The sequence below is a fragment of the Roseibium sp. 10G30-5 genome (assembly GCF_055809635.1).
Map to the genome: position 1 here is coordinate 975,460 of NZ_CM147918.1, position 22,300 is coordinate 997,759.

At 56.4% G+C, this 22,300-nt stretch carries 16 protein-coding genes, 1 other RNA gene and 4 pseudogenes; 9 read left to right on the forward strand and 12 right to left on the reverse strand.

The window, feature by feature from the left end; translation table 11 throughout:
* The first annotated feature begins 120 nt into the window (after positions 1-120).
* Positions 121-1,335 carry a GGDEF domain-containing protein gene (locus AC0L7U_RS05035; protein WP_473694291.1) on the forward strand — a complete coding sequence of 405 codons (1,215 nt, stop codon included), beginning with the start codon at positions 121-123 and terminating at the stop codon, positions 1,333-1,335.
* Positions 1,336-1,443: 108 nt separating this feature from the next.
* Here AC0L7U_RS05035 and AC0L7U_RS05040 read toward each other — a convergent pair.
* Positions 1,444-2,204 (reverse strand): annotated as a pseudogene (locus AC0L7U_RS05040) (ABC transporter permease).
* Positions 2,204-3,127 carry an ABC transporter ATP-binding protein gene (locus tag AC0L7U_RS05045; RefSeq protein ID WP_473694293.1) on the reverse strand — a complete coding sequence of 308 codons (924 nt, stop codon included), beginning with the start codon at positions 3,125-3,127 and terminating at the stop codon, positions 2,204-2,206. The pseudogene AC0L7U_RS05040 and the gene AC0L7U_RS05045 overlap by 1 nt, the downstream one beginning before the upstream one ends.
* 306 nt (positions 3,128-3,433) lie before the next feature.
* On the opposite strand from AC0L7U_RS05045, the gene AC0L7U_RS05050 reads away from it, so the two are divergent.
* From AC0L7U_RS05050 to AC0L7U_RS05060, 3 genes are all read left to right on the forward strand, one after another.
* Positions 3,434-4,606: a GNAT family N-acetyltransferase gene (locus tag AC0L7U_RS05050; protein WP_473694295.1), complete on the forward strand. Its 1,173-nt coding sequence runs from the start codon at positions 3,434-3,436 to the stop codon at positions 4,604-4,606.
* Positions 4,607-4,757: 151 nt separating this feature from the next.
* Positions 4,758-5,663, forward strand: a complete 906-nt coding sequence (locus AC0L7U_RS05055) for a PhzF family phenazine biosynthesis protein (protein ID WP_473694297.1) — start codon at positions 4,758-4,760, stop codon at positions 5,661-5,663.
* A gap of 535 nt (positions 5,664-6,198) precedes the next feature.
* Complete coding sequence (locus AC0L7U_RS05060) at positions 6,199-7,752, forward strand: 2-isopropylmalate synthase (RefSeq protein WP_473694299.1); 1,554 nt, start codon at positions 6,199-6,201, stop codon at positions 7,750-7,752.
* 119 nt (positions 7,753-7,871) lie between these two features.
* Here AC0L7U_RS05060 and AC0L7U_RS05065 read toward each other — a convergent pair whose 3' ends face one another.
* Both AC0L7U_RS05065 and miaA read right to left on the reverse strand, forming a co-directional pair.
* Positions 7,872-8,456, reverse strand: a complete 585-nt coding sequence (locus tag AC0L7U_RS05065; protein ID WP_473694301.1) for a GNAT family N-acetyltransferase — start codon at positions 8,454-8,456, stop codon at positions 7,872-7,874.
* Positions 8,457-8,679: 223 nt separating this feature from the next.
* Positions 8,680-9,613: pseudogene (miaA, locus tag AC0L7U_RS05070) on the reverse strand (tRNA (adenosine(37)-N6)-dimethylallyltransferase MiaA).
* A 29-nt stretch (positions 9,614-9,642) separates the two neighbouring features.
* Between miaA and serB the strand changes: the two are divergent.
* Positions 9,643-10,533, forward strand: a complete 891-nt coding sequence (gene serB / locus AC0L7U_RS05075; RefSeq protein WP_473694302.1) for a phosphoserine phosphatase SerB — start codon at positions 9,643-9,645, stop codon at positions 10,531-10,533.
* A 104-nt stretch (positions 10,534-10,637) separates the two neighbouring features.
* Here serB and AC0L7U_RS05080 read toward each other — a convergent pair whose 3' ends face one another.
* The 6 genes and pseudogenes from AC0L7U_RS05080 to AC0L7U_RS05105 all read right to left on the reverse strand — a co-directional run bounded on the left by AC0L7U_RS05080 (position 10,638) and on the right by AC0L7U_RS05105 (position 16,298).
* Positions 10,638-12,131, reverse strand: coding sequence for a DegQ family serine endoprotease (locus AC0L7U_RS05080; protein WP_473694304.1), 1,494 nt, complete (start codon positions 12,129-12,131; stop codon positions 10,638-10,640).
* A gap of 125 nt (positions 12,132-12,256) precedes the next feature.
* Positions 12,257-12,442: a DUF2065 domain-containing protein gene (locus AC0L7U_RS05085; protein WP_473694306.1), complete on the reverse strand. Its 186-nt coding sequence runs from the start codon at positions 12,440-12,442 to the stop codon at positions 12,257-12,259.
* Positions 12,439-13,491, reverse strand: a complete 1,053-nt coding sequence (hflC, locus tag AC0L7U_RS05090) for a protease modulator HflC (RefSeq protein WP_473694308.1) — start codon at positions 13,489-13,491, stop codon at positions 12,439-12,441. The genes AC0L7U_RS05085 and hflC overlap by 4 nt, the downstream gene beginning before the upstream one ends.
* Positions 13,488-14,681, reverse strand: a complete 1,194-nt coding sequence (gene hflK / locus AC0L7U_RS05095; protein ID WP_473694309.1) for an FtsH protease activity modulator HflK — start codon at positions 14,679-14,681, stop codon at positions 13,488-13,490. The genes hflC and hflK overlap by 4 nt, the downstream gene beginning before the upstream one ends.
* Before the next feature lie 282 nt (positions 14,682-14,963).
* Positions 14,964-15,493, reverse strand: a pseudogene (locus AC0L7U_RS05100) (dihydrofolate reductase).
* Positions 15,494-15,503: 10 nt separating this feature from the next.
* Positions 15,504-16,298: pseudogene (locus AC0L7U_RS05105) on the reverse strand (thymidylate synthase).
* A 158-nt stretch (positions 16,299-16,456) separates the two neighbouring features.
* Here AC0L7U_RS05105 and ssrA point away from each other — a divergent pair.
* The 4 genes from ssrA (at position 16,457) to AC0L7U_RS05125 (ending at position 18,170) form a co-directional block, all read left to right on the forward strand.
* Positions 16,457-16,848, forward strand: a transfer-messenger RNA (tmRNA) gene (ssrA, locus tag AC0L7U_RS05110).
* A gap of 202 nt (positions 16,849-17,050) precedes the next feature.
* Positions 17,051-17,596 (forward strand): SspB family protein, encoded by a 546-nt coding sequence (locus AC0L7U_RS05115; RefSeq protein WP_473694311.1) that lies wholly within the window; start codon positions 17,051-17,053, stop codon positions 17,594-17,596.
* Between the two features lie 15 nt (positions 17,597-17,611).
* On the forward strand, positions 17,612-17,872 hold the full coding sequence (locus tag AC0L7U_RS05120; protein WP_473694313.1) for a DUF4169 family protein: 261 nt from the start codon (positions 17,612-17,614) through the stop codon (positions 17,870-17,872).
* Between the two features lie 4 nt (positions 17,873-17,876).
* Positions 17,877-18,170, forward strand: coding sequence for a ribbon-helix-helix domain-containing protein (locus AC0L7U_RS05125; RefSeq protein WP_473694315.1), 294 nt, complete (start codon positions 17,877-17,879; stop codon positions 18,168-18,170).
* Between the two features lie 68 nt (positions 18,171-18,238).
* On the opposite strand, the gene AC0L7U_RS05130 is transcribed toward AC0L7U_RS05125, so the two are convergent.
* Both AC0L7U_RS05130 and AC0L7U_RS05135 read right to left on the reverse strand, forming a co-directional pair.
* Positions 18,239-20,935 (reverse strand): AsmA family protein, encoded by a 2,697-nt coding sequence (locus tag AC0L7U_RS05130; protein WP_473694318.1) that lies wholly within the window; start codon positions 20,933-20,935, stop codon positions 18,239-18,241.
* A 40-nt stretch (positions 20,936-20,975) separates the two neighbouring features.
* The gene (locus AC0L7U_RS05135) at positions 20,976-22,292 is read right to left on the reverse strand and encodes an AsmA family protein (protein WP_473694320.1); all 1,317 of its coding nucleotides are present in this window, start codon (positions 22,290-22,292) and stop codon (positions 20,976-20,978) included.
* Positions 22,293-22,300: the final 8 nt, after the last annotated feature.

The following is a 22,300-nucleotide window of genomic DNA, read 5'->3' on the forward strand; positions in this document are numbered from 1 at the left end:
GAGGCGCGTAACATATTTTTTACGCAAAAGTGCCATCACTAAATCAACGTAGAGAAAAGGGCGCCCCAGCGAAGTTATATGGAGAATCTAGACCTATATACCGTTTGCGTGGCGATCTCCTTGGTCAACCTCTGCTATTTCTTCATTTATTGCATGACCTACACACGGCATCGCGATCATATTTTCATGGGTTACACAGCGGCAAGCACGTTGATCCTGGCTGGCGTTGCATTCATCTATTGCAGTGCCAGCTCCTTTACGCCCTTGACCCTGTCGCTGATCAACAATTTGCTGATCTTATTGTCTTTTCTGTTCCGGTATGACGCGGCTCGGGACTTTGGCGCCAGATCCACATCCTTCCCGCGCCTGATCACGATTTCGGCTCTCACCTTCCTGGCCATCCTCCCCCTGCAGCTCCAAGGCAAGTTTGCCGAGACCTATGCCTGCTATACTGCCATTCAGTCAGCCATCTTGCTGTTGACAGCCTATGAATTCTTTCGGGATCGCAAGGACCATCTCATGTCGAGATATGGTCTGGTCGCGGCGTTCACCGTCATCGGTCTGGTTTTTGCGTTGCGCGCAGCCACTCTTTTCATGGAAAAACCAACACTGGGCCCGCTCGGCGTTCCGGACGATGCCTTTCAGGTCCAGATGTTCATCAGCTGCTTGTTGGCATGTTGTCTGACAGCCGCTCTTGGACTGAGCGCTGCATTTGAGAAAAATGCGCAGCAACGTCAGCAAGAGGCCGAACAAGATAGTCTGACGGAAACATACAACCGGCGTGGATTTGAACAGGAAGTCAGCCGCCGTCTCGCCAATCACGAGACAAGCACCGTCAACATCATCACGCTGGACATCGACCATTTCAAATCGATCAATGACAGGTTTGGACATTCGGTCGGCGACTCGGTCTTGCGCGCCACCGCGAAGAATATTCGCGAGCACCTGGACCATCAAGACGTCTTCGCGCGAACCGGCGGCGAAGAATTTGTCATCTTGCAGATCAACAAGACACGGAATCAATCTTTGTCCCTGGCCGAAGACATTCGCGGATCAATTGCAGCCATGCATTTTACCGCTGAGGGCGAGACGTTCGAGATTACTTTATCCGCTGGAATCACAATCTCGCAAAAGCTGTATAAATCCGCTTGGGATCTTCTCAAACCCGCCGACAAGGCACTCTACCGCGCCAAGGACAGTGGCCGCAATTGCATCAAGACAAGCTGGGACAAAACAGCGTCTACGCCTATGGCAAGGCGAAAAAATGTGGCCATGATGACAGACGCAAAGGTCTCGCAAGCCCAAAAGGGGATAGCGTTCGAGCAAGCTGTGTAAGGACCTCAGACCAATTTCTTAAATCGGTCGATCATCCCCGTTCAAACAGACGCCGCCTGCCCGCAGCAAGCGAGAACAGGCGGTGTCGTTTCGTCAATCCGGCAGGGATCAGGCTTTGAGCTTGTACCCGGTGGCAAAGATCCAGCGGATGATACCCAGACAGATGACCAAAAACACAAAGGTCATCGTCACCGACACCCACAGGCTGACGTCGGATGTGCCAAAGAAGCTCCAACGAAAACCAGAGATCAGATAGACGACCGGGTTGATCAGCGTCACTTTCTGCCAGAACGGCGGCAACATGGAGATCGAGTAAAAGCTCCCCCCAAAAACGCCAGTGGCGTGATGATCAGCAGTGGCACGAATTGCAGCTTTTCGAAGCTTTCTGCCCAAATGCCGATGATAAAGCCGAGCAGCGAGAACGTCACGGACGTCAACACGAAAAACACCAGCACCCAGACCGGATGCACGATGTGAATCGGTGCAAAGATAGATGCGGTCAGCAAAATGATCGCGCCAATGATCATCGCCTTGGACGCAGCAGCCCCCACATAAGCAATGGTGATTTCCAGATAGGAAATCGGCGCCGACAGAACCTCGAAGATGGTTCCAGCGAATTGCGGGAAGTAGATACCAAATGCGGCGTTGGAAACCGACTGCGTCATCAGCGCCATGATGATCAAGCCCGGGACAATAAACGCCCCATAGGGCACGCCATCGACGTGGTTGATGCGAGAGCCAATGGCCGCACCGAAAACGATGAAATACAGCGTTGTCGAGATAACCGGTGAGATGATGGACTGAAGCACCGTGCGCTTGGCCCGCTCCATCTCATTGAAATAGATGGCCTTGATTGCGTGAACGTTCATTATTGTTCCCTCACCAGGTCGACGAAAATATCTTCCAGTGAACTTTGCTGCGTCTGAAGATCATTGAAGCGAATGCCGTGTTCGCTCAATGCCCGCAACAAACTGGTGATGCCCGTGCGCTCACCCTTGGTGTCATAGGAGTATCGCAGGCGCTGGCCCTCATCGAGGATTTCCAGATTGAACTCCTGAAGAGCACTCGGGATCTCGCTCAAAGGCTCGATAAGATCAAGACGCAATTCCTTGCGGCCCATCTTGCGCATCAACTCGTTCTTGTTTTCCACCAGCATGATCTCGCCGTGGTTGATCACGCCAACGCGGTCAGCCATTTCTTCGGCTTCTTCAAGATAATGCGTCGTCAGGACGATGGTGACACCATGGTCCTTGAGACCTTGTACGACACGCCACATGTCACGGCGCAGCTCAACGTCGACACCAGCGGTTGGTTCGTCGAGGAACAGAACACGGGGTTCATGTGCCAGAGCCTTGGCAATCAGCACACGGCGCTTCATGCCGCCTGAAAGCTCACGCATCTGGTTGTCTCGCTTGTCCCAAAGGCTCAGATCCTTGAGGATCTGCTCGATCAAGGCGTCATTGCGCGGCAATCCGAAGAGGCCACGGCTCAGAGCAACATTCTTCTGGACATATTCAAAAGGTGCGGCAGGCAGTTCTTGCGGAACGAGGCCGATGAACTGGCGCGCCTTGCGAAATTCTGTGAAGGCATCAAAACCTCCAATCTTCACGGTTCCCGATGTCGGGTTAACCAGACCACAAATGGTGCTGATCAGAGTTGTCTTACCGGCCCCGTTGGGGCCCAACAAAGCGAAAACTTCCCCTTCATTGATCTCAAGAGAGACGGAGTTCAGCGCCTGAAATCCGCCTTCATAAGTCTTTTGAAGGTTCTCAATGGATATGATGGATGGCATACGATCCTGCGTTTCAACGTTAGAACGGGCATGACCCGTAAGCAATTGCCCTCACTAACTAGGGAGAGCGGTGCCATTTCTCAATGGCAAGCGGCACAATGCGGCCCTCGCGGCGCCACGCTCACAACAACAAGCTGTCTCGCTGTTGCATTCTGATCTGCCAATGACCCATGAAGGTTGCAGAACGATGACGTCACATGCGCCCCCTCCTTGCAAGCCTGAGAATTCCCGCATAGCCTCGAAGGCTTGCTCGGTTTCGTCCCACCCGTGCAAGCCGTATCATTCATTGAAGGTCTCGACGCCGCGATGACGCTTAAAATTCGCCAGGCGAACCCATCCGATACACGTGACTTGACCGAAATACTCCACCGGTCCAAGGCCTCACGCGGCTACAGCGATACTTTGATCCAGCAATTCCGCTGCGCCTATCGCATAGATCAGAAAGCCCTTGTCACCCTGAAGGTTCTGGTCGTGGAGAAGGATGGGCGGCCGATCGGTTTCATTGCCGGAAAAATCAGCGAACCCACCGGATATTTCATCTCGCATCTCTATATCACTCCAGAGCACCTGCGACAGGGCTACGGCACCCTGCTGCTGGAGCGCATGGGTGACCATGCTCGCCTCATCGGGCAGAACCGCCTCTATCTGGAAAGCGATTATTACTCGCAAGGCTTTTATGAACGGCACGGATTTTCTGTCTGCAGGCAGGTGACAAGCCCCATGTCGCCGACTGGCCTGACGCCGGTCATGGAGAAAGTGCTGGTCACCGACATTCGCCCCATCCATGCCATCAACCTGACCTATCAACCAGGTGTGCCCTGGCATTTCGAGGCCGCGAACCGGCCCGCGATCGAGCATCATTGGCACGATCAGCGACAGCGCAATCCGGATATGTGGAATGGACGCATGTTGATGGTGGCTAATCATACTCTGCGAGAGGGGATCCTCACCGGGACCTGTCGCGAATGCTCCTTCGCCGCCCACTTGGCCTGGCGGGATTGGGGCGCACCGGATCTGCACAGCAAGAATGTGTTCGGCTCAGCCGCCTTGCGCAGCGCAGATGGAGCGTTGCTGATGGGCGTCATGTCATCGCGAACCGCCAATGCGGGCAAGGTCTATTTTCCCGGCGGTAATATTGATTTCGGCGATTTGAAGCCTGATGGCACAGTCGACCTTGCCGGATCCATCCTGCGAGAACTGGAGGAAGAAACCGGGCTTCAACCAACAGACGTAACCCTGGGAAAAATGTTCATGGTCGAGACAGGACCACAGGTGGCGATTGCTCGCGAGCTGCATTCCGACTTGCCGGCAGAACAGTTGCGCGAGCGTATTCTGAACTACATGAAGACGGCAGAGGAAGAAGAACTTTCCGATGTGCGCATCATTCGCAATCCGCAGGATCTCGCCGACCCTGCCATACCCGCATTTGCAAAAGTCACCGCCCGCTATCTGCTGGAACACAGTGCGCTGCCCGTGTGACCCTTTGACGTCAAACATAAAAACACTGTCTGAGTTGTTACGGTTTCCTAACCAACGTTGAATTTTGCAGGCTGGCAATCCTCGCCACACCGTGCAACAGTCCGGCCACTGGTTCAGTTTATGGACGTGATATTTGCCCGGGAGGTCAACAATGGGTCGCCGCTATGCTTTGCTTGATGTGTTCACGAACAAGGCCCTCTCCGGGAACCCGCTTGCTGTCGTTCTGGACAGCGAAGGCCTGAGTGATTCACAGATGCAGGCGATTGCCGGTGAGTTCAATCTGTCGGAAACAGTCTTCGTGCTGCCTTCCGAAAACCCTGGCCATTCTGCGCAAATGCGCATCTTCACTCCAAAGGTTGAACTTCCCTTCGCCGGCCATCCGACCGTTGGAACCGCCTGTCTTCTGGCGATGGACCGGTTCGAGAATGTCGTCAAGGAACAGGACGCCGTTGTTGTCCTGAAACAGAAAATAGGGGTCGTCCGCAGCGCTGTTATCCTGCGCGAGAACGCCGCCGCCTTTGCTGAATTCGACGTGCCGCAGTTGCCCACCCCCAATGGCCCCACATACAGCAATGAGTTGATTGCCGAGGCACTGAACCTGGATCCGAATGACATCGGCTTCGAGGATCACCGCCCGTCACGCTACCAATGTGGCCCCTCTTTCACTTTCGTGCCCGTGCGCAACCTGAACGCTCTCGGCCGTGCCAAACCGCAGTTGCATCACTGGGACGCAGCCTTTGGCGACGAAACCGACGCCTATCTCTATTGCCGCGAAACGCAGGCGCATGAAAGTGCGTTTCAAGCACGTCTTTTTGCCCCCTACATGGGCATTTTCGAAGATCCCGCGACGGGCTCGGCAGCGGCAGCTTTTGCAGGTGCAATCCACCATTTTGACCGCCTTCCCGGTGGCACGCATTTCGTGCGTATCGAACAGGGCTTCACCATGGGGCGCCCTTCGATCATTGATCTGGAAATCGACGTGGAGAACAAGAAGCTCCATGCTGTTCGCATTGGCGGTCAGGCAGCACTCGTCGCCCGGGGCGAGCTTTACATCTGAACCGGCGTGGCGCTGAGGGCCGCTCCTTAGGGTGCCAAACAGATGCGCGGAAACACGCCGTCATGGCTGCAACTCTTTATCAGGCCTATGCTTTGGCTATGAGCGTCCAGTCGCCCCAGTGAGAGCACTATGTGCTTCGCGCCATGTCATTTGATGCAGGAAATTGGAAGAAACTTCCCCCTTGCACCATTCAAGCCGTTCGTATAGAAATTTTGTACCAAGCAAGTTGGTCATCTCGAAACAGCCCTGTTTCAGGGATGACATTTCACAAAGGCCCGAGACACCCGATGATCGCGCAGCGCGACATGACCGGCTTCTCCAGCGACGCGCACTCCTCGCGCGGCGGCCGCATCCTACTTGGCAAGCTCCTACTCCTTAGATGCCCCTGAGCGTCGGCTGATCCGTATTCAGATGGACGGGCACTCAGGGGTTTATGCGCAAGTTTCTCATCAACAAGACATGACCGCGTACCGAACCTGAGACCGTCGAATGCTATGGACAGGTTGGGCGCATGTTGCAAAGGAAGGGGCCTCAGATGACCCAGACCACCAATCCAATTTTCATTTTCGACACCACCTTGCGTGACGGCGAGCAATCTCCCGGCGCCTCCATGACCATGGAAGAAAAGCTGGAAATCGCTGAAATTCTCGACGACATGGGCGTCGACATCATTGAGGCCGGCTTCCCGATTGCCAGTGAAGGCGATTTTGAGAGTGTTCAGGAAGTCGCTCGCCGCTCCAAGAACTCGACCATCGCCGGTCTGTCACGCGCCTCCTTCAAGGACATCGACCGCTGTGGCGAAGCGGTGAAGGTTGCTGGCAAGCCACGCATTCACACCTTCATCTCCACATCGCCTATCCATATGAAATACAAGCTGAAAATGGAGCCGGACGCGGTCTTGCAGCTCGTCAGTGAGAGCGTTGCCCGCGCCCGTAACTGGGTTGAAGATGTGGAATGGAGCGCTGAAGACGCAACCCGTACGGATTTCGACTTTCTCTGCCGCTGTGTGGACGCCGCCATCCGAGCCGGCGCGACGACAATCAATATTCCGGACACCGTGGGATACTCCACACCGACCGAATATCATGATCTCTTTGCCAACCTGATCAAGAACGTCGAAAATTCTGACAAGGCCATTTTCTCTACCCACTGTCACGACGACCTGGGATTGGCTGTGGCCAACTCTCTCGCTGGTATCGCCGGTGGTGCACGACAGATCGAATGCACGATCAACGGCCTCGGCGAACGCGCTGGCAACGCTGCGCTGGAAGAAATCATCATGGCAATCCGCACACGCCAGGACGTGCTGCCGTTTGAGACCAACATCGATCCGAAATTCCTGACCCGCGCCTCCAAGATGGTCTCCAACGCCTCCAGCTTTGATGTGCAATACAACAAGGCCATCGTCGGCAAAAACGCCTTCGCGCATGAAAGCGGCATTCACCAGGACGGCATGCTGAAGAACGCCGAAACCTATGAAATCATGCGACCGGAAGACGTTGGCGTGAAGTCGACATCCCTGGTCATGGGCAAGCACTCTGGCCGCCATGCCTTCAAAGACAAACTGAAGGATCTGGGCTACGAGTTGGGCGACAACGCCTTGCAGGATGCTTTCCGCCAGTTCAAGGATCTCGCCGACCGCAAGAAGCATGTCTACGACGAGGATATCGAAGCGCTGGTGGAACGCGAAATTGCAACAGCCAACGATGACGTCAAGGTCATCGCGCTGACTGTCATTGCAGGGACAGGCGGACCGCAGAAGGCCATCATCACGATGGATGTGGAAGGCCGCCATGAAACCCGTGAAGCCAATGGCGACGGTCCTGTCGATGCCACCTTCAATGCTATCAAGAAGATTGTTCCGCATGATGCGGTGATGCAGCTCTATCAGGTCAGTGCCGTGACAGCTGGCACTGACGCGCAGGCAGAAGTGTCGGTGCGACTGGAAGCCAATGGCCATATCGCCACGGGCAAGGGGGCCGATACCGACACCCTCGTCGCCTCGGCCAAGGCCTATGTCTCAGCCATGAACCGGCTGAAGAAGCGTCAGCGGATCAAGAACCCGGGAAATGAACTCGAAGCAAACTGATCTGCCTGTCTCACAATGAGAGCTGAATAAAAAAGGGGGCGCCAAGAAATTGGCATCCCCTTTTTCAATCATCGACCCGCATCAACAAGCTGCGTGATAGCCCACGCACTCAGGTCATGTCAGGCACTGGCAACATAGGATTGAACCGACGGGCTGAAGACCTGATAAATATCCTTGGTCTCACCGGCGACCTGTCGCCTCTCCCGAAACTGGAAGCCAAGCGCCTGCATATCAGCATGGACGCGCGTGTCACCCGGACGCACACAACTGATGATATTGGGAAAATAAGTTTTCTCGAAAAACCAGTCGATAAACGCGCTGCGGATGCGGTTGCCTATACCGGGGTGCTTGCGCTCGCGCAGCGGATCAATACAGCCACGCAAGGAAATTTCAGCGGTCTCGGAGATCGGATGGAGCCCTAGCCACCCAATCAAACGATCCTCCGCCAAAGGGTCTGAAGAAGCCTCTGACGTGGAATCGGTCTTTTCCATAATCTTGTAACTGCCGAAGCCATAAACCAGTTCATCGGCCACGGCCTTGCTCAACCATGCTTCCAGATCGTCCGGTTCAAGAACCATGTCGCTCTGCGCGTTAGCCGGAGAAGCCGAACCCACCTTCTGATAAAATCGCCGCAACAACCCAAGGTCACGCGCAGCCAGCGCAGTGGCGGTAAAATTTCGTCCGCGAATGATCGTCTCTAGCATAGGTCATATTCCCGTTTCGAGACAAATATGCACGTCCACCTCTCCCAACAGACCCCCTCACCACCCTCCGATCAGGGCGCATATTCCCTTAGGTGAAGTTACCGTCTGATACCACCAATACGGGCACAGAACCAATTGGTAAAAGCCGCAGTCCGCCGTCTTTTATTTAAGTTACCAAAGGCTTACACAAACAACTCACCAACAACCAGAAAGTGCAATTTTTTCAGCATGCTGCCATGTGGATGACCTGTTCGGCCATGGCATCAGCGCTGTGTATAGAGGGATCCAGTCGCGCCCAATCGCTCATCTGGTTGCGAAACCAGGTCTCCTGACGCTTGGCATACTGCCGGGTGGCGATGGTCAAATGCTCCCTCGCTTCTTCAATCGAGAGTGCCCCGTTGAGATAAGCTGCGATTTCCTTGACCCCAATGGCCCGCATGGCAGGCAGAGACGGATCCAGCTCTTGCGCCAAAAGCTGCCTCACTTCCGAGCACCCCTCCTCGCCCAACATCTGTGCGGCGCGTCGCCCAATGCGTTCGTGCAGCCAGGGCCGTGGCGGCGCTAGGACACAGGCGAACGAGTGGTTGATCAATCAAGGCCGCACTGTTTTGCTGGCGTTGCCAATCAGCCAACGTCCGCCCTGTCGACCGAACCACCTCCAATGCCCGTGTCAGCCTCTGCAAGTCTTGCAAGGCAGCCGCCGCGTCCGGGTCTTTTTCTCTCAGCGCACGCCGTATGCCCTCGACACCCTCGGCCTCCGCAAGGGCGCGACTGGTCGCGCGCACTGCAGGAGCAATTGCTGGCACTTCAGCGAAACCTTCGGTGAGAGCCTTGAAATACAGACCAGTGCCGCCGACAAAAATCGGCGTCTTGCCTTGGCTACGAACACCCTCCAGTTCGCGAGCCACCAGCCGCAGCCAGTCCCCCGTCGAGAACGGCTGCGACGAGGGGATCACAGCGTAAAGACGATGCGGCGCTCGTGTTTCCTCATCAGCGCTTGGCCGAGCGCTGACAAGGCGCAGATCATGGTAAAGCTGCATGGAATCTGTGTTGATGATCACACCATTGAGGCGACGCGCCACTTCAATGGCCAAAGCCGTCTTGCCGCTGGCCGTCGGGCCAGCTATCAACACCGGGTCTCGTCCTGCGTCTTGCAGCTTCTTCTTTCCAGTCAAGGGTCGTCCCCATGTCCTTTGTGGCTACGCTCATTTCAAATCCGGCAACACCATCCGTCACCGACACCTTGGTGGAACAGGCCTGCCGGGCGCTTAACACCGATGGCCCGATCACTGTGCTGAAAGACGGTGTCGCCTGCGATATTGCCTTCACCGGCGATGAGACTGATGCTGCCGCAAAGACCTTGCGTCAGGCGATCACCCCTGCACCGGTGGATGTCTTTGTGCAGCCCATCACCGGACGACGCAAGCGCCTGCTGATCGCCGACATGGATTCCACCATGATTCGGCAGGAATGCATCGACGAACTGGCCGCAGAACTTGGCCTGAAAGACAAGATTTCCGCCATCACCGAGAGCGCCATGCGCGGCGAGATCGAGTTTGAGCCAGCCTTGCGCGAGCGGGTCGCCCTGCTGAAAGGTCTACCTGTTTCAGCCATCAGCACGGTCATCAACGAACGGATTCAGCTCATGCCCGGCGGCCGTACACTGGTGCAAACCATGAAGGCCAATGGGGCCTATTGCGCATTGGTCTCAGGCGGGTTCACCCATTTCACCAGCCGGATTGCCGACATGATCGGCTTTGACGAAAATCAGGCCAACACCCTTCTGGAACAAGACGGTCTCTTGAACGGTAAAGTTAGCGAACCAATCCTGGGGCGCGAGGCCAAGCGTCAACGGTTGCAAGAGCTGCTGGACGAAAAGGGCCTGACCACTGACGACGCGCTGGCCGTTGGCGATGGCGCTAATGATCTGGCGATGATCGGGCTGGCCGGGCTGGGTGTCGCTTATCACGCCAAACCAGCGGTTGCCGCAGCCGCCCGCGCCAGCATCACACACGGCGATCTCACCGCTCTGCTGTATCTGCAAGGCTACAAGGCCTCCGACTTTACCTTGAGCTGATATTCAGAATCTCTCGCCCTCTGAGGCAAAGGCACGGCGAGAAGCATCCACACAACGAAAAGGGCGCCGAAGCGCCCTTTTCTGCATCTATTTTCGCAAAATCCTCAATCGGGGATACGCACGCCAACAAACCGCGGAATACCGCTCTCGTTGGCCAACAAAAGCAACACCGTCTTGCGCCCCGAAGCTTTCAGATCATTGACCCGGTCAATGACATCCTGCGGGCTCGTCACTGTCTGCTGATCCACCTCGACAATCACATCACCCGCCTGCATTCTCTTCTCGGCAGCAGGTGTATTGTCGCGAATATCCTCAATCAGGACGCCCTTCACGTCGTCAACGATCTTGTATTTCTCGCGGGCGGCCGCATCCAGATCACCCAGAACCATGCCGAGGGCCTCTGGCTTGGCCGCCATTGCAGGCGGTGTGTTGTCGGCATCGTCATCGCTCTTGGGATCGCTCGCATCAGCAACTTCCTGCAACCGGCCCAGCTTGACCGTCAGGTCCACCTTCTTGCCATCGCGGAACACCACGACATCAACATCCTTGCCCACTTGCGTTTCCGCGACCATTCGCGGCAACTCCCGCATGCCATCAACCGGGCGGCCGTCAAATTCCAGCACCACATCACCCGGCTTGATCATCGCATCCGCTGCCGGCCCTCCATCCGTTACTCCGGCAATCAGCGCACCACGAGCCCGGCCCAAATTCAGACTGTCAGCAATTTCGTCGGTGACTTCCTGAATGCGCACACCCAGCCAGCCACGCCGCGCTTCACCATATTCACGCAACTGCGAAATCACCTGCATCGCGGTCTTGGAGGGAATGGCAAAACCAATGCCAATCGAACCGCCAGAGGGAGAGATGATTGCCGTATTGATACCAACCACTTTGCCGTTCATATCGAACAACGGGCCACCCGAATTGCCTCGGTTGATCGAAGCATCCGTCTGAATGAAGTTGTCGTAGGGACCGGAATTGATGTCACGATTTCGCGCCGAAACGATCCCCACGGTGACAGTCCCGCCCAGTCCGAACGGATTGCCAATGGCCATAACCCAATCGCCAACACGGATTGCATCGGAATCACCAAAACTCACATCTGCCAGCGGCTTTTCCGGTTTCACCTTGAGAACGGCTATATCGGTCTTTTCGTCCGTGCCGATCAGCGTGGCATCAAGCTGTGATCCATCGGTGAAATTCACCGTAATCTCATCGGCACCCTCGACCACATGGTTGTTGGTCACGATGATCCCGGCCTTACCGTCAATCACAAACCCGGAGCCGAGCGACTGAACCCGGCGCGGCTGATTCTGACCTTCGCGCTGATTGTTGAAAAACTCATCGAAGAATTTCTGAAACGGCGAGCCTTTCGGCACCTGTGGCAGCGGCACGGATCGCTGTGCCTTGACCGTCTGCGACGTCGAAATATTGACCACCGCATCTTTCAGTTGATCCGCGAGATCCGCCACAGAGGCAGGCCCTTGCGCATAAGCGGGCTCAATGGCGGGCACGGCCAGCACGCTGCTGCCGACCAGCAGGGCAAGCGCAGTCAGACACCGCCTTGCAGACATCCCCAAGGATAAGGTTCTGGCCATGGGTTCCCTCTTTCCATGTTGTTGTGAAGGCTGGCGCTCCCACCAGCCCGACGCCATCCAGTCTTGCAGGAAGACACGCGAACGTCACGAAAAAGGGGAGCAAAGCCCCCCTTCTCACGAGATTGTCACAGCCGCACCAGCCAGAGGATAACCACTCCCAGAGCCAGCGCTCCAATGCCGATATACCGCATGACGTGATCCGGCATATCAAGCGCACTGCGCATCATGCTCTTCATTCCCTTCGGCATCAGCGCGTAAAGCAGACCTTCAAACGCCAAAACCAAAGCGACGGCCTTGGCCAGCTCGATCATTGCTCAACAGGAACTGTTGCGCCTTTGGCTGCCGCCTTTTCATCAGCTTCAGCACGGGCTTCGTCAGCGGCTTGCGTCGCTGCCTCGCTCTTGCTGTTGTCGTTGGCGGCCGCCTGACCATCCGTTTCCGATGCTGCCTGGCTGGAGACTTCCGGTTCCTGATCAGACGTTGCCGCCTTTTCGCTCGGGTCCCCGTTCGGATCCCCAAAGTACCGGAAGAAACTAGACTTCGGCGACAAGATCAGCTTGGTATCGCCCTTTTTCATGCTTTCCCGATAGGCCTGCATGGACCGATAGAAGGCAAAGAAGGACGGATCCTTGTCATAGGCTTCCGCATAAATACGGTTGCTCTGCGCATCGCCGTCACCGCGGATGATTTCCGGATCGCGCTTGGCCTCAGCCACGATCACTGTTGCATCGCGGTCTGCCCGCGAGCGGATCTTGCGACCGGCTTCCTCACCCTCGGCACGAATTTCGGCAGCTTCCTGCTGACGCTCAGTCTGCATGCGGGAATAGATCGCCTGCGAGTTGGCATCCGGCAGATCGGCACGACGGATCTTCACGTCGACGACCTCGATACCAAGCTGCGCTGCGCTCTGGCTCACATCCTTACGAATGCGCTCCATCAGGCCCGCACGATTGTCTCGCACGATGGCTGTGAAGGGTGCGGTTGCCAGCACCGAACGCAGCGAAGACTGCAAGAACGTCGACAAACGCTCATTGGCTTCCAGAACGTTGTTGACGCGCTGATAGAACAGCACCGGATTGTTGATGCGATAGCGTGCAAAGGCATCAACTTTCAGGCGCTTCTTATCCGAAGCAATGATTTCCTGCGGCGGCATGTCGAGATCCAGAATGCGCTTGTCGAGATAGACAATGTTCTGGAATGGCGACGGCAGCTTGAAATAGAAGCCTGGTGCCTGAATGACCCGATCGATTTCCCCGAACGTCAGGACCAGAGCCTGACGGGTCGGCGTCACGATAAAGGTCGAGGCGTAGACCACGATGGCAAGGATCGCGACGACAATGGCGATGAGACCACTTCTCATTTGTTCGCTCCCTTGCTCGAGGTCGTTGCATCGGACTTCAACTGGTCAAGCGGAAGGTACGGGACAACCCCCTGCCCCTTGCCCTGCTGATCAATGATGATCTTCTGATTGTCGCCCAAGACTTTTTCCATGGTTTCCAGATAGATGCGCTCACGGGTGACGTCAGGCGCCTTCTTGTACTGCTGGTAGATCTTGGTGAAGCGGTCAGCCTGACCGGTCGCTTCAGCCACGATCTGATCCTTGTAGCCATTGGCCGATTCAAGCACACGAGCCGCTTCCCCACGCGCCTGCGGGACAACCCGGTTGGCGTAAGTCTGAGCTTCGTTCTTGATACGGTCCTGATCGGCACGCGCTGCCTGCACATCCCGGAAGGCATCAATAACCTGCTGCGGCGGATCGACCTTCTGCATCTGCACTTCGACGATCTCGATGCCGGCCTTGTAGGTATCCAGCGTCTGCTGCATCAGCTTGTCGACGTTGTTCTGAATCTTGACGCGATTTTCGGTCAAAATGTCATCAATCTTCGACCGGCCAACAACTTCGCGCATGGCGCTTTCCGCCACGGCCTTCACAGTGCCGGTCGGGTTCTGGATGTTGAATAGGTAATTCTTGATACCCTCACGCGTGTTCTTGATACGCCACTGCACCTTGAACCCAACATCGACGATATTTTCATCGCCGGTCAGCATCAGGCTTTCCTTGGGGATATCACGCTGAACGATGGATGACCCACGAACGGTTTCGTCGATACCCACCATCAGTTCGCGCTGACGCTCGACCATCGGCTTGTAAACCTGGCCGATCGGATAAGGCCAGTTGTAGTTCAGGCTAGGAGCAGTCTGATTGGACACTTTGCCCAACACCAGCTCGACGCCGACTTCCCCCTGATTGACGCGGTAAAAACCGGTCGCCAGCCAGATGACCACAACCACAGCCACGACAAGAATGCCGCCCAAAAGACCTACACCACGGCCACCGCCGCCTGGCATCATGCGGCGCATTCTGTCCTGCGTGCGCTTCAAGAGTTCTTCGAGATCAGGCTGCTGGTTGTTGCCCCCACCGCCACTACGGTTGGGACCGCCGCCCCAGGGGCCGTTGTTGTTGCCGCCGCCGTTCCCCCAGGGACCGCCGTTGTTTCCGCCACCTTTCCAGGGACCTCCGCCGCCGCCTGATTGATTGCTCCAAGGCATCAAGACTTCCTTTTCAATCGATTGTCCGACCCACTGCACGGAAAAACCATCGGTTTTGCCGGAACTTCATGGGCCTTTCTGACTCACCGAAGGTTATAAGAACGTTACCAGCCCCTTTCAATCGGACCCGGCACGGGTCTTCTTGCAAGAGCGCTAAAATAATTGTTATCGCTGCGAGATTTCGCAGGACCACCAAGGCCATACCAGCGTGTGTCTGGCACACCCTAGCATCAAATACCAGCGGGTGGAAAATGGCCTTTTGCAGATGCCAATCAGAGCAGATTATTTCTTGCAATATGAGACGAAGGAAAACGCTGCGCTGTCACGCTCACTGCGCAAGCCCGCCTCACGCGCAGTTTCTCGCCAGACATCCCCATCAATGTCAGGAAACCTGACGTCGCCTTGCGGTTCGGCCTGAACTTCCGTGATTTCAAGCCGCGTGGCTAAAGCCATGGCTGCCGCATAAATCTGGCCACCGCCCATGATCACAACCTCATCGACACCAAGCGAAACCGCGTGTCTTTTTGCGATCTGGAGAGCCTCATCCAGGAGGAAACCACCTCGGCCCCTTCGGCCACAAAACCGTGATCACGCGTGATCACGATATTAGGGCGCCCCGGCAAGACACGCCCTAGAGACTGAAACGTCTTGCGCCCCATGATCACAGGCTTGCCGAGCGTCTTGGCCTTAAAATGTTTCAAATCGCCTGGCAGCCGCCATGGCATGTCGTTGTCCGACCCAATCACACCATTTTGTGCGACCGCAGCAATCATCATGATGTCAGTCATGGCCAACCTCTTCGGAAGATGCATCCCGCTCGCTTCAAACCGCGATCAGCGCCTTGATGTGGGGATGAGGGTCATAACCGACCAGCTCGAAATCCTCGTAAGTGAAGGCAAAGAGATCGTTCACCTGCGGATTGAGCTTCATTGTGGGCAAGGGCCGCGGGGTTCGCGTCAACTGCTCATGCGCCTGTTCGAAATGGTTCGAGTACAGATGCGCATCGCCCAGCGTATGCACAAAGTCGCCCGGCTGCAGACCACAGACCTGCGCGATCATCATCGTGAGCAAGGCGTAGGAGGCGATGTTGAACGGCACCCCGAGAAACACATCCGCCGAGCGCTGATAGAGTTGGCAGGAGAGTTTGCCGTCGGCGACATAGAACTGGAACAACGCATGGCACGGCGGCAGCGCCATCTCGTCAACCAACGCCGGGTTCCACGCTGATACGATCAACCGGCGGGACTCCGGATTGGTGCGGATCATCTTGAGAAGATTGGCGATCTGATCGATGGAGCCTCCGTCTGGCGCGGGCTAGGAGCGCCACTGATACCCATAGACAGGCCCCAGGTCGCCATTCGCATCGGCCCAGTCATCCCAGATCTTGACACCGTTGTCCTGCAGATAGCGCACGTTGGTATCGCCTTGCAAAAACCATAGCAACTCATGAATGATAGATCGCAAGTGCAGCTTCTTGGTGGTTACCACCGGAAAGCCCTTGCCCAGATCAAACCGCATCTGGTGCCCGAACACCGAGCGCGTGCCGGTTCCCGTGCGATCGCCCCGGTCGACGCCTTCTTTCAGAATGCGCTGCATCAGGTTGAGATATTGATCCATCGTTCTCGCCTTTTTCGCACACCGCCTGGAAAATGCGATGCAGACCACATGGTCCTTTACGGCATTTGTCTTAGCTGACGGCAGGCCGGATTTCCAGTCGTGAGGCCGCCTTGCAATGGTCGCTCAAGCGTCATCCAGTTGTTATTTTTCAGCTCCACCCCCTTTCATTTAAAGGGCGTTCAGCCTATATCGGGCGTGCTGGCTTGACCAGCTACGGCAATAAACGGTCAGTGAAATAAGCCTTTCGGACCCGGGGGCGGTACCCGGCGCCTCCACCCAAGCACATCACTCCGCCTGCGCAAACCTTACGCGTATGGCGCATGACAGATGTTCTTCGGCGGGGGCGAAATAGGATCGACGAGGGTGTAAAGACTGCGCTTTTGCTCGGCATGGTACCACCGACATCGGGCCATCCTAATAGTTGCAAATGACAACTATGCTTCGGACATGGCTGTCGCTGCGTAACGCAGTGCCGGTAGTCCACCAAAGTCCTGCCGGGTAGCACCGGTAGGCGGGGTTCGGAGGCACCTTAGCAACAGAAGCCTCCACTTTCCTGATTGGCTGTCTTTCCCACATATCGATCGATTGATTGCAGGATTTCTCATGTATCCTGCCTATTGGTCATTGATCGGCTCACTGGGTTCAGTCATAAAATAGGAACATTCCCGAGCTGGGTTGTCTCAGGCTCCGCTTCCACAGAGCCAGAGACTGTTGAAACCCCGCGATCGCGACAGAGATTTGACGAAGAGAAGATGGCCGAAGACCTCCTCCGATACGACATTCTGATTCAGGACGCGCTGCGAGGCGCCGTCAAAAAGATTCTCGCGGAGGTCGGCCGCACCGGTCTTCCCGGGGAACACCACTTCTATATTGCCTTCGATACGACGGCCCCGGGTGTGCGTATTTCGCCGCGCCTCAAGGAGCGGTATCCGACAGAGATGACGATAGTCCTCCAGCATCAGTTCTGGGATCTGTCCATCGGCGAACACGCATTTGAAGTGGGTTTGTCGTTTGGTGGTGTGGCTGAAAAGCTGCTGGTCCCCTACAGCGCCATCAAAGGGTTCTTCGACCCCTCCGTCCAGTTTGCGCTGGAATTCGACCCCGGCAAGACGGCAGAAGAACTGCCGGAAGAACTGCTGGAGGCCGTTGAAGAGCTGACCCGCGCCGAAGAGGCTGCGACAGATGCTCTGAGCGCCACAGAAGAGCCAAGCGAAAGCGAGAAGATCGCAGAGACCGCGACCAAGAGTGACAATGGTGGCGAAGTCGTCTCGCTCGACGCATTCCGCAAGAAACCCTGATCCTGTCGAAGTGCCATGACCTCTGACGTCGTCAACCTTCGGCAAGCCCGCAAGCGCAAGGCCCGGTCCGAGCGCGAGAAGACGGCAGAGGAAAATCGCATCCGCTTTGGCCGCACCAAAGCGGAACGACAGGAGGAAATTGTGCTGAAAAGCCTGTCCGAGCGGCGCATTGACGGCCATCGCCTGTCAGAGACAGAGACGAGGCCATCATCTATGTCCAATGACAGAGATGCGGCGGACGAACAGCCACCTTCTCCCCAAAAGCCATCCTGCTGACACCATGGTGCTGCTCAAGCGTTCCCTCGCCCTGCATGGCCATAGAACCAGCTTGGCCCTGGAGCCACTGTTCTGGCAGGTGATTGATCGGCATGCTGAGGACGCACAGATGTCACTCGCTGCTTTGATTGCCCAGATTGACGACACCCGCGATCCCGACGACGCCCTGTCGTCCTCCGTGCGTGTCTTTGCCCTGCGACAGGTTCTGGAACACACCGGGCAAACACACCTTGTCGAGGACGATGATTTTTTCAACACAAATGAAAAAGTCGACGGCGACGCTCTGAACGACGATTGAAGCCTGATCAGAACGACTGCGCACCGTTTTGCCCGCCATCGACATGCCAAGGGTATTGCGGCGGCTTATTACTGATTGAGCGACCGATTGATCAACGACCCCATTGGAGTCAGGTCGAGTGGCTTGCCATCATTTGCCGGAGCGGCCGAGGCCGAGGTGGTCTCGAACGGCTTTTCAAGCGGCAACGGTTTGTTGGCCGTGTCCCTGCGGCTCAAAACCGAGCGAATTGATGACGCAAAGTCAGCGGTGGGACGGGTCTGCGACACTGCATCCACCTTGCGAACATTTACGCGCGACGTGCTGTCGGATTTCTTCAGCATAGTGCGTTCACCACTTGCTGCGTCATCCTGTGAAGGACCAGTAGGCGCTTGGGGCGGCTCTTTGGTCTCAGATGGCCCGGCCGGGTCTGGAGCCGCTTGCGTTTGTCCTGGTTGTGTCAGAGGCTTTGCATCCGGCTTGCTCTTGTCAGAAGAGACAGACTCTTCTGGCGACGCATTGTCCTGCTGTTGTTTTTTCTGTTCAGCAGCAGCCTGCGCCTTGGCGGCGTCCTCCTTGCGCTTTTTCTCGCGCGTTTCTTCTTCCAGCTTGTCCATCAACGCCCGCCGCTTTGCCTGCTCGGCCTGCAGCTTCTCCACCTGCTTGACCTTGCGCTCAAACGAGCGAAGCGTCAGATAGGCAGTCATGGGCGATATGTCCACGCTGCGCCTTGGGGCTGCCCACGGCCCCTTGAACGTAAAGTCAACCTGAGGATCACCGCCTGTCTCAGTGGCATCCTTGGCATCCACCTGCATGGAAATCTGGCTGTCCAATGCGAGATCCTCCAAATCCATATGGCCCGAGCCAAAGATATTGGTGGCGTCGGACTTCAAGATGATATTCGGCAGACTGACCTGACCCGATGCAACCGACAGGGCACCGTCAAACTGGTCGAAGGTAAAGTCGCCTGCGTCCAAATGTTGCAGAAACACTTTGCGAATGGGCGCATCTTTGAGCGCCAGACCGTCATTGTCGACGGCATCCACCGTGGCCTGAAAGGCATCCGGGTCAAGCATATGGGCCCGTCCATCATGAATGGACACGGTCCCGCCACCCGAAAGACCAGCCATCAGACCAGAGAGACTACGGCCTTTTCCATCCAGATTAAGCGACAGATCCAAGGTGCCTTCGAGAACCGGCTTATGACCAGACTGCCAGGAAACCTGTGCCAGATGTGCTTTGCTCAACGACAGTTGCGACGTCAGTTCGGCCTGCGGGCCATCGCGATGGACGGCGAGACTTCCCGACAACATGCCGCCTGCCGCTTGGCTCTTGAACTGGTCCAGTCGCATCTCATTGGGCCGCATGCGCAATTGCATTTGCGCCCGCCCAAGCGTCTGATCATCCGCCAGCCGGAAATCCGCGCTCGTCAGATCCAGTGTCAGATCGGTGCCTTGAAAGAGGGGCGCGGCGAATGGTGTCTTGGTCCAGTGCCCGGCAGGTCCAGCTGTGCCCTGCCCTTTTGCCTTGAACCACTGATCATTGCCGAAAATAATTTGCGCCAGATAGGACAGATCAACCGTTCCCATCGACAGTTTGCCCTTGATCACCCGTGCATCCTGCCCGGGATTGGCCGTCCAGTTTCCCGCCAGATCACCGTTGAACTCAGACTGACCCAGCGTGCCATCCAGATTGTTGATCTTGAAAGCGTTGCCTTTGCCTTCAAGATCGAATTCCGAAGTCAGTCCCACAGATCCCAGACTGACCGGGATCATCTGACCGCCCATCAGGGCGAAAGGCAAAAGATCATCTGCTTTGGTCGTGACATGCAGAGAATAGCTCGGCATATCTGTGGACGCGAGGGCGACAGTCCCCGTCCCTTCGACCTGCGCGCCACCCGTCGCAGCCTTGAGATCGACGTTAAGACCATCGCCCGGCTTGCCCTCTGCCGTCAGAACAACGTCGCCGCTGCCAAGCTGGTCCAGTGGCAGAACATCGAACCCGAATTGCCGCATAAGGGTTTCGCCATTGTCACTGGACAGTTTGACAGAAGCCTTCACATCAGCTGAACGCCAGGTGTCGATGCGCCCGCCCATGCCCAATTGGGCGCTCAGGTTGGTGTTCCCTGCCTTGCCCAGCAGCTTCAGCGAAATAGCACTGTTGCGTCCCTTGGCCTGTGCGCTGAAGTCCGCCAGAAAATGCGCGGGTTGCAGAAGACCGGAAGTCCGCTCGAATTGATCAAGGCCGGGCGTATGCGGAAAGGCCTTTTTCAAAAGCGCGACAATGTCGTCCAACTTGTCAGCGCTCAACTTGCCACTGAGCGACCCCGAGGGCGCTGTGGAGATGTCTTGCACCTCACCGGAAAAATCAAGCGAAGCCCCCGCCAGATTACCTGCAGACAATCGATCCACCCGCAGCGTGTCTCCGGAATAAGACGCCTTGACGGAGAGATCCCTGCCCGTCACACCCGCCATTTGCAAGGCGCCTGCGTCCAGATTGACATCCAGGTCAAACGGTATAGCAACTGGCAGCGCATCATCCGCCTGCTTCGCCGATTTGGCAGACGCCTTGCCCGCATCATTCGGCCCCCGTGAGCTGATCACATCTTGCTTGACCAGCGCAATAAAGCGGCCAAGTCCGTCAAGATCAGCGTTGTCGGTATCAAGCGACACCTTCAACCTGCCGCGCCCCTTCGGGTTTGCCGCATAGGACACGCTGCCCTCAAGCTGACCACCGGGAAGGGTCATTGTCATCGTCGACAAGTCAAAGCCATTCGGCTGCGCTGTCATGTAGCCACTCAGAGAGATCGGCGTGCCGATACGCCGCCGATCATCCTGCCCACTGAGCCAGCCGACAAAAGTGCCTTAGCTGCTTCGACTGAAGTTTTATATCCCCCTGAAAGCCCGGATTGGGGGCAATCGACACATAGCCCTTGGTCGAAACCTGCGTGCTGCCCGGAGCCGTCAGCGAAAACTGGTTGATCTCCCATCCACCGGGCGTCGGCGTCGCATTCAACACCACGTTGTCGGCCAGATTGCCTCCGACGACCAACTTGTCCATGCTGAGATGCAAAGTGCCATCCATGTCGAAAACCGGCAGGCGGGCGAGAGCGCTTGAAATCTGAGCACCAACTTCACGCACAGGAACAGGCGTTTGCACCCCACCACCAAGGAACCGGTCAAGGTCAAGCTGTGCCGCATTCATCGAGATGTCAAAGGACGGTTTGCCTGCGAGCGAAATACGCCCTTCCCCATCCATTTGAACAGATCGGTCATCCGGGCCATAAGTGGCCTGATACTTCGACAGGTCAATCGCCTTGGTCGTCGCCTTCAGCTTACCCGCAAGCCGCCACTTGGGCGCGGGCTTCTTCTTGGTGACGATAGAGGCCGCGTCAAAGGTGCCGGTGAAAGAGGGAATATCGTTCGCGATTTTCAACTGACCGTCGATGGCAAAATCCGCAGCCATGTCCTTTGGCGTCACGACGCCCTTCAGATGAATGCTGTCATCGGCGGCCACGTGGCCGGTGGACATCTTGAGAGAATAGTCATGCTGGGCATAGCCGAGCGTGCCATCCGCCTTGAACGGCCCGGACAGCGAGCGTGCACTCAAGGTCAGATTGGCATGATTGAACTGGTAGGTCTTGCCCGAGCGCGCATCAATCAGCGAAATATCGCCATCGACAATAGAGGTGTCGTCCAGCGAAACATCATCCGGGTTCAACTCGGCCAACATGCTGCGTGATCGGTAGCCTGTGAGAATGTCCGGGCGACCCTCTTCATCCAGCGCGATCTGCAAGTGCGGATGCACCAGTTGCATGTCCAGAACCCGCACATGCCCCTTCAACAGCGACGGCAGGTCAATGCGCATCTGGAACTTGGAAACGCGTAGCAACGGATTTTCGGAATCCCCCACGCGCACATCCGAGAAAGACACCATAGGCGTTGGCAGCAAACGCAAGTCCGCAGAGCCCAGCACGGTGACATTATGCCCCAGCGTCTTCTCTGCATATTTTTCGAAGCTGGAGCGATAAACGTTCCAATCGACCAGATAGGGACCGACAAGCGCAGCAACGAGCACAAAGATGATCGCAATCCCAAACGAGATAAGGATTGAATTCAGACTTATACGTCGTCGACCGGCTGCCATTACCGTCC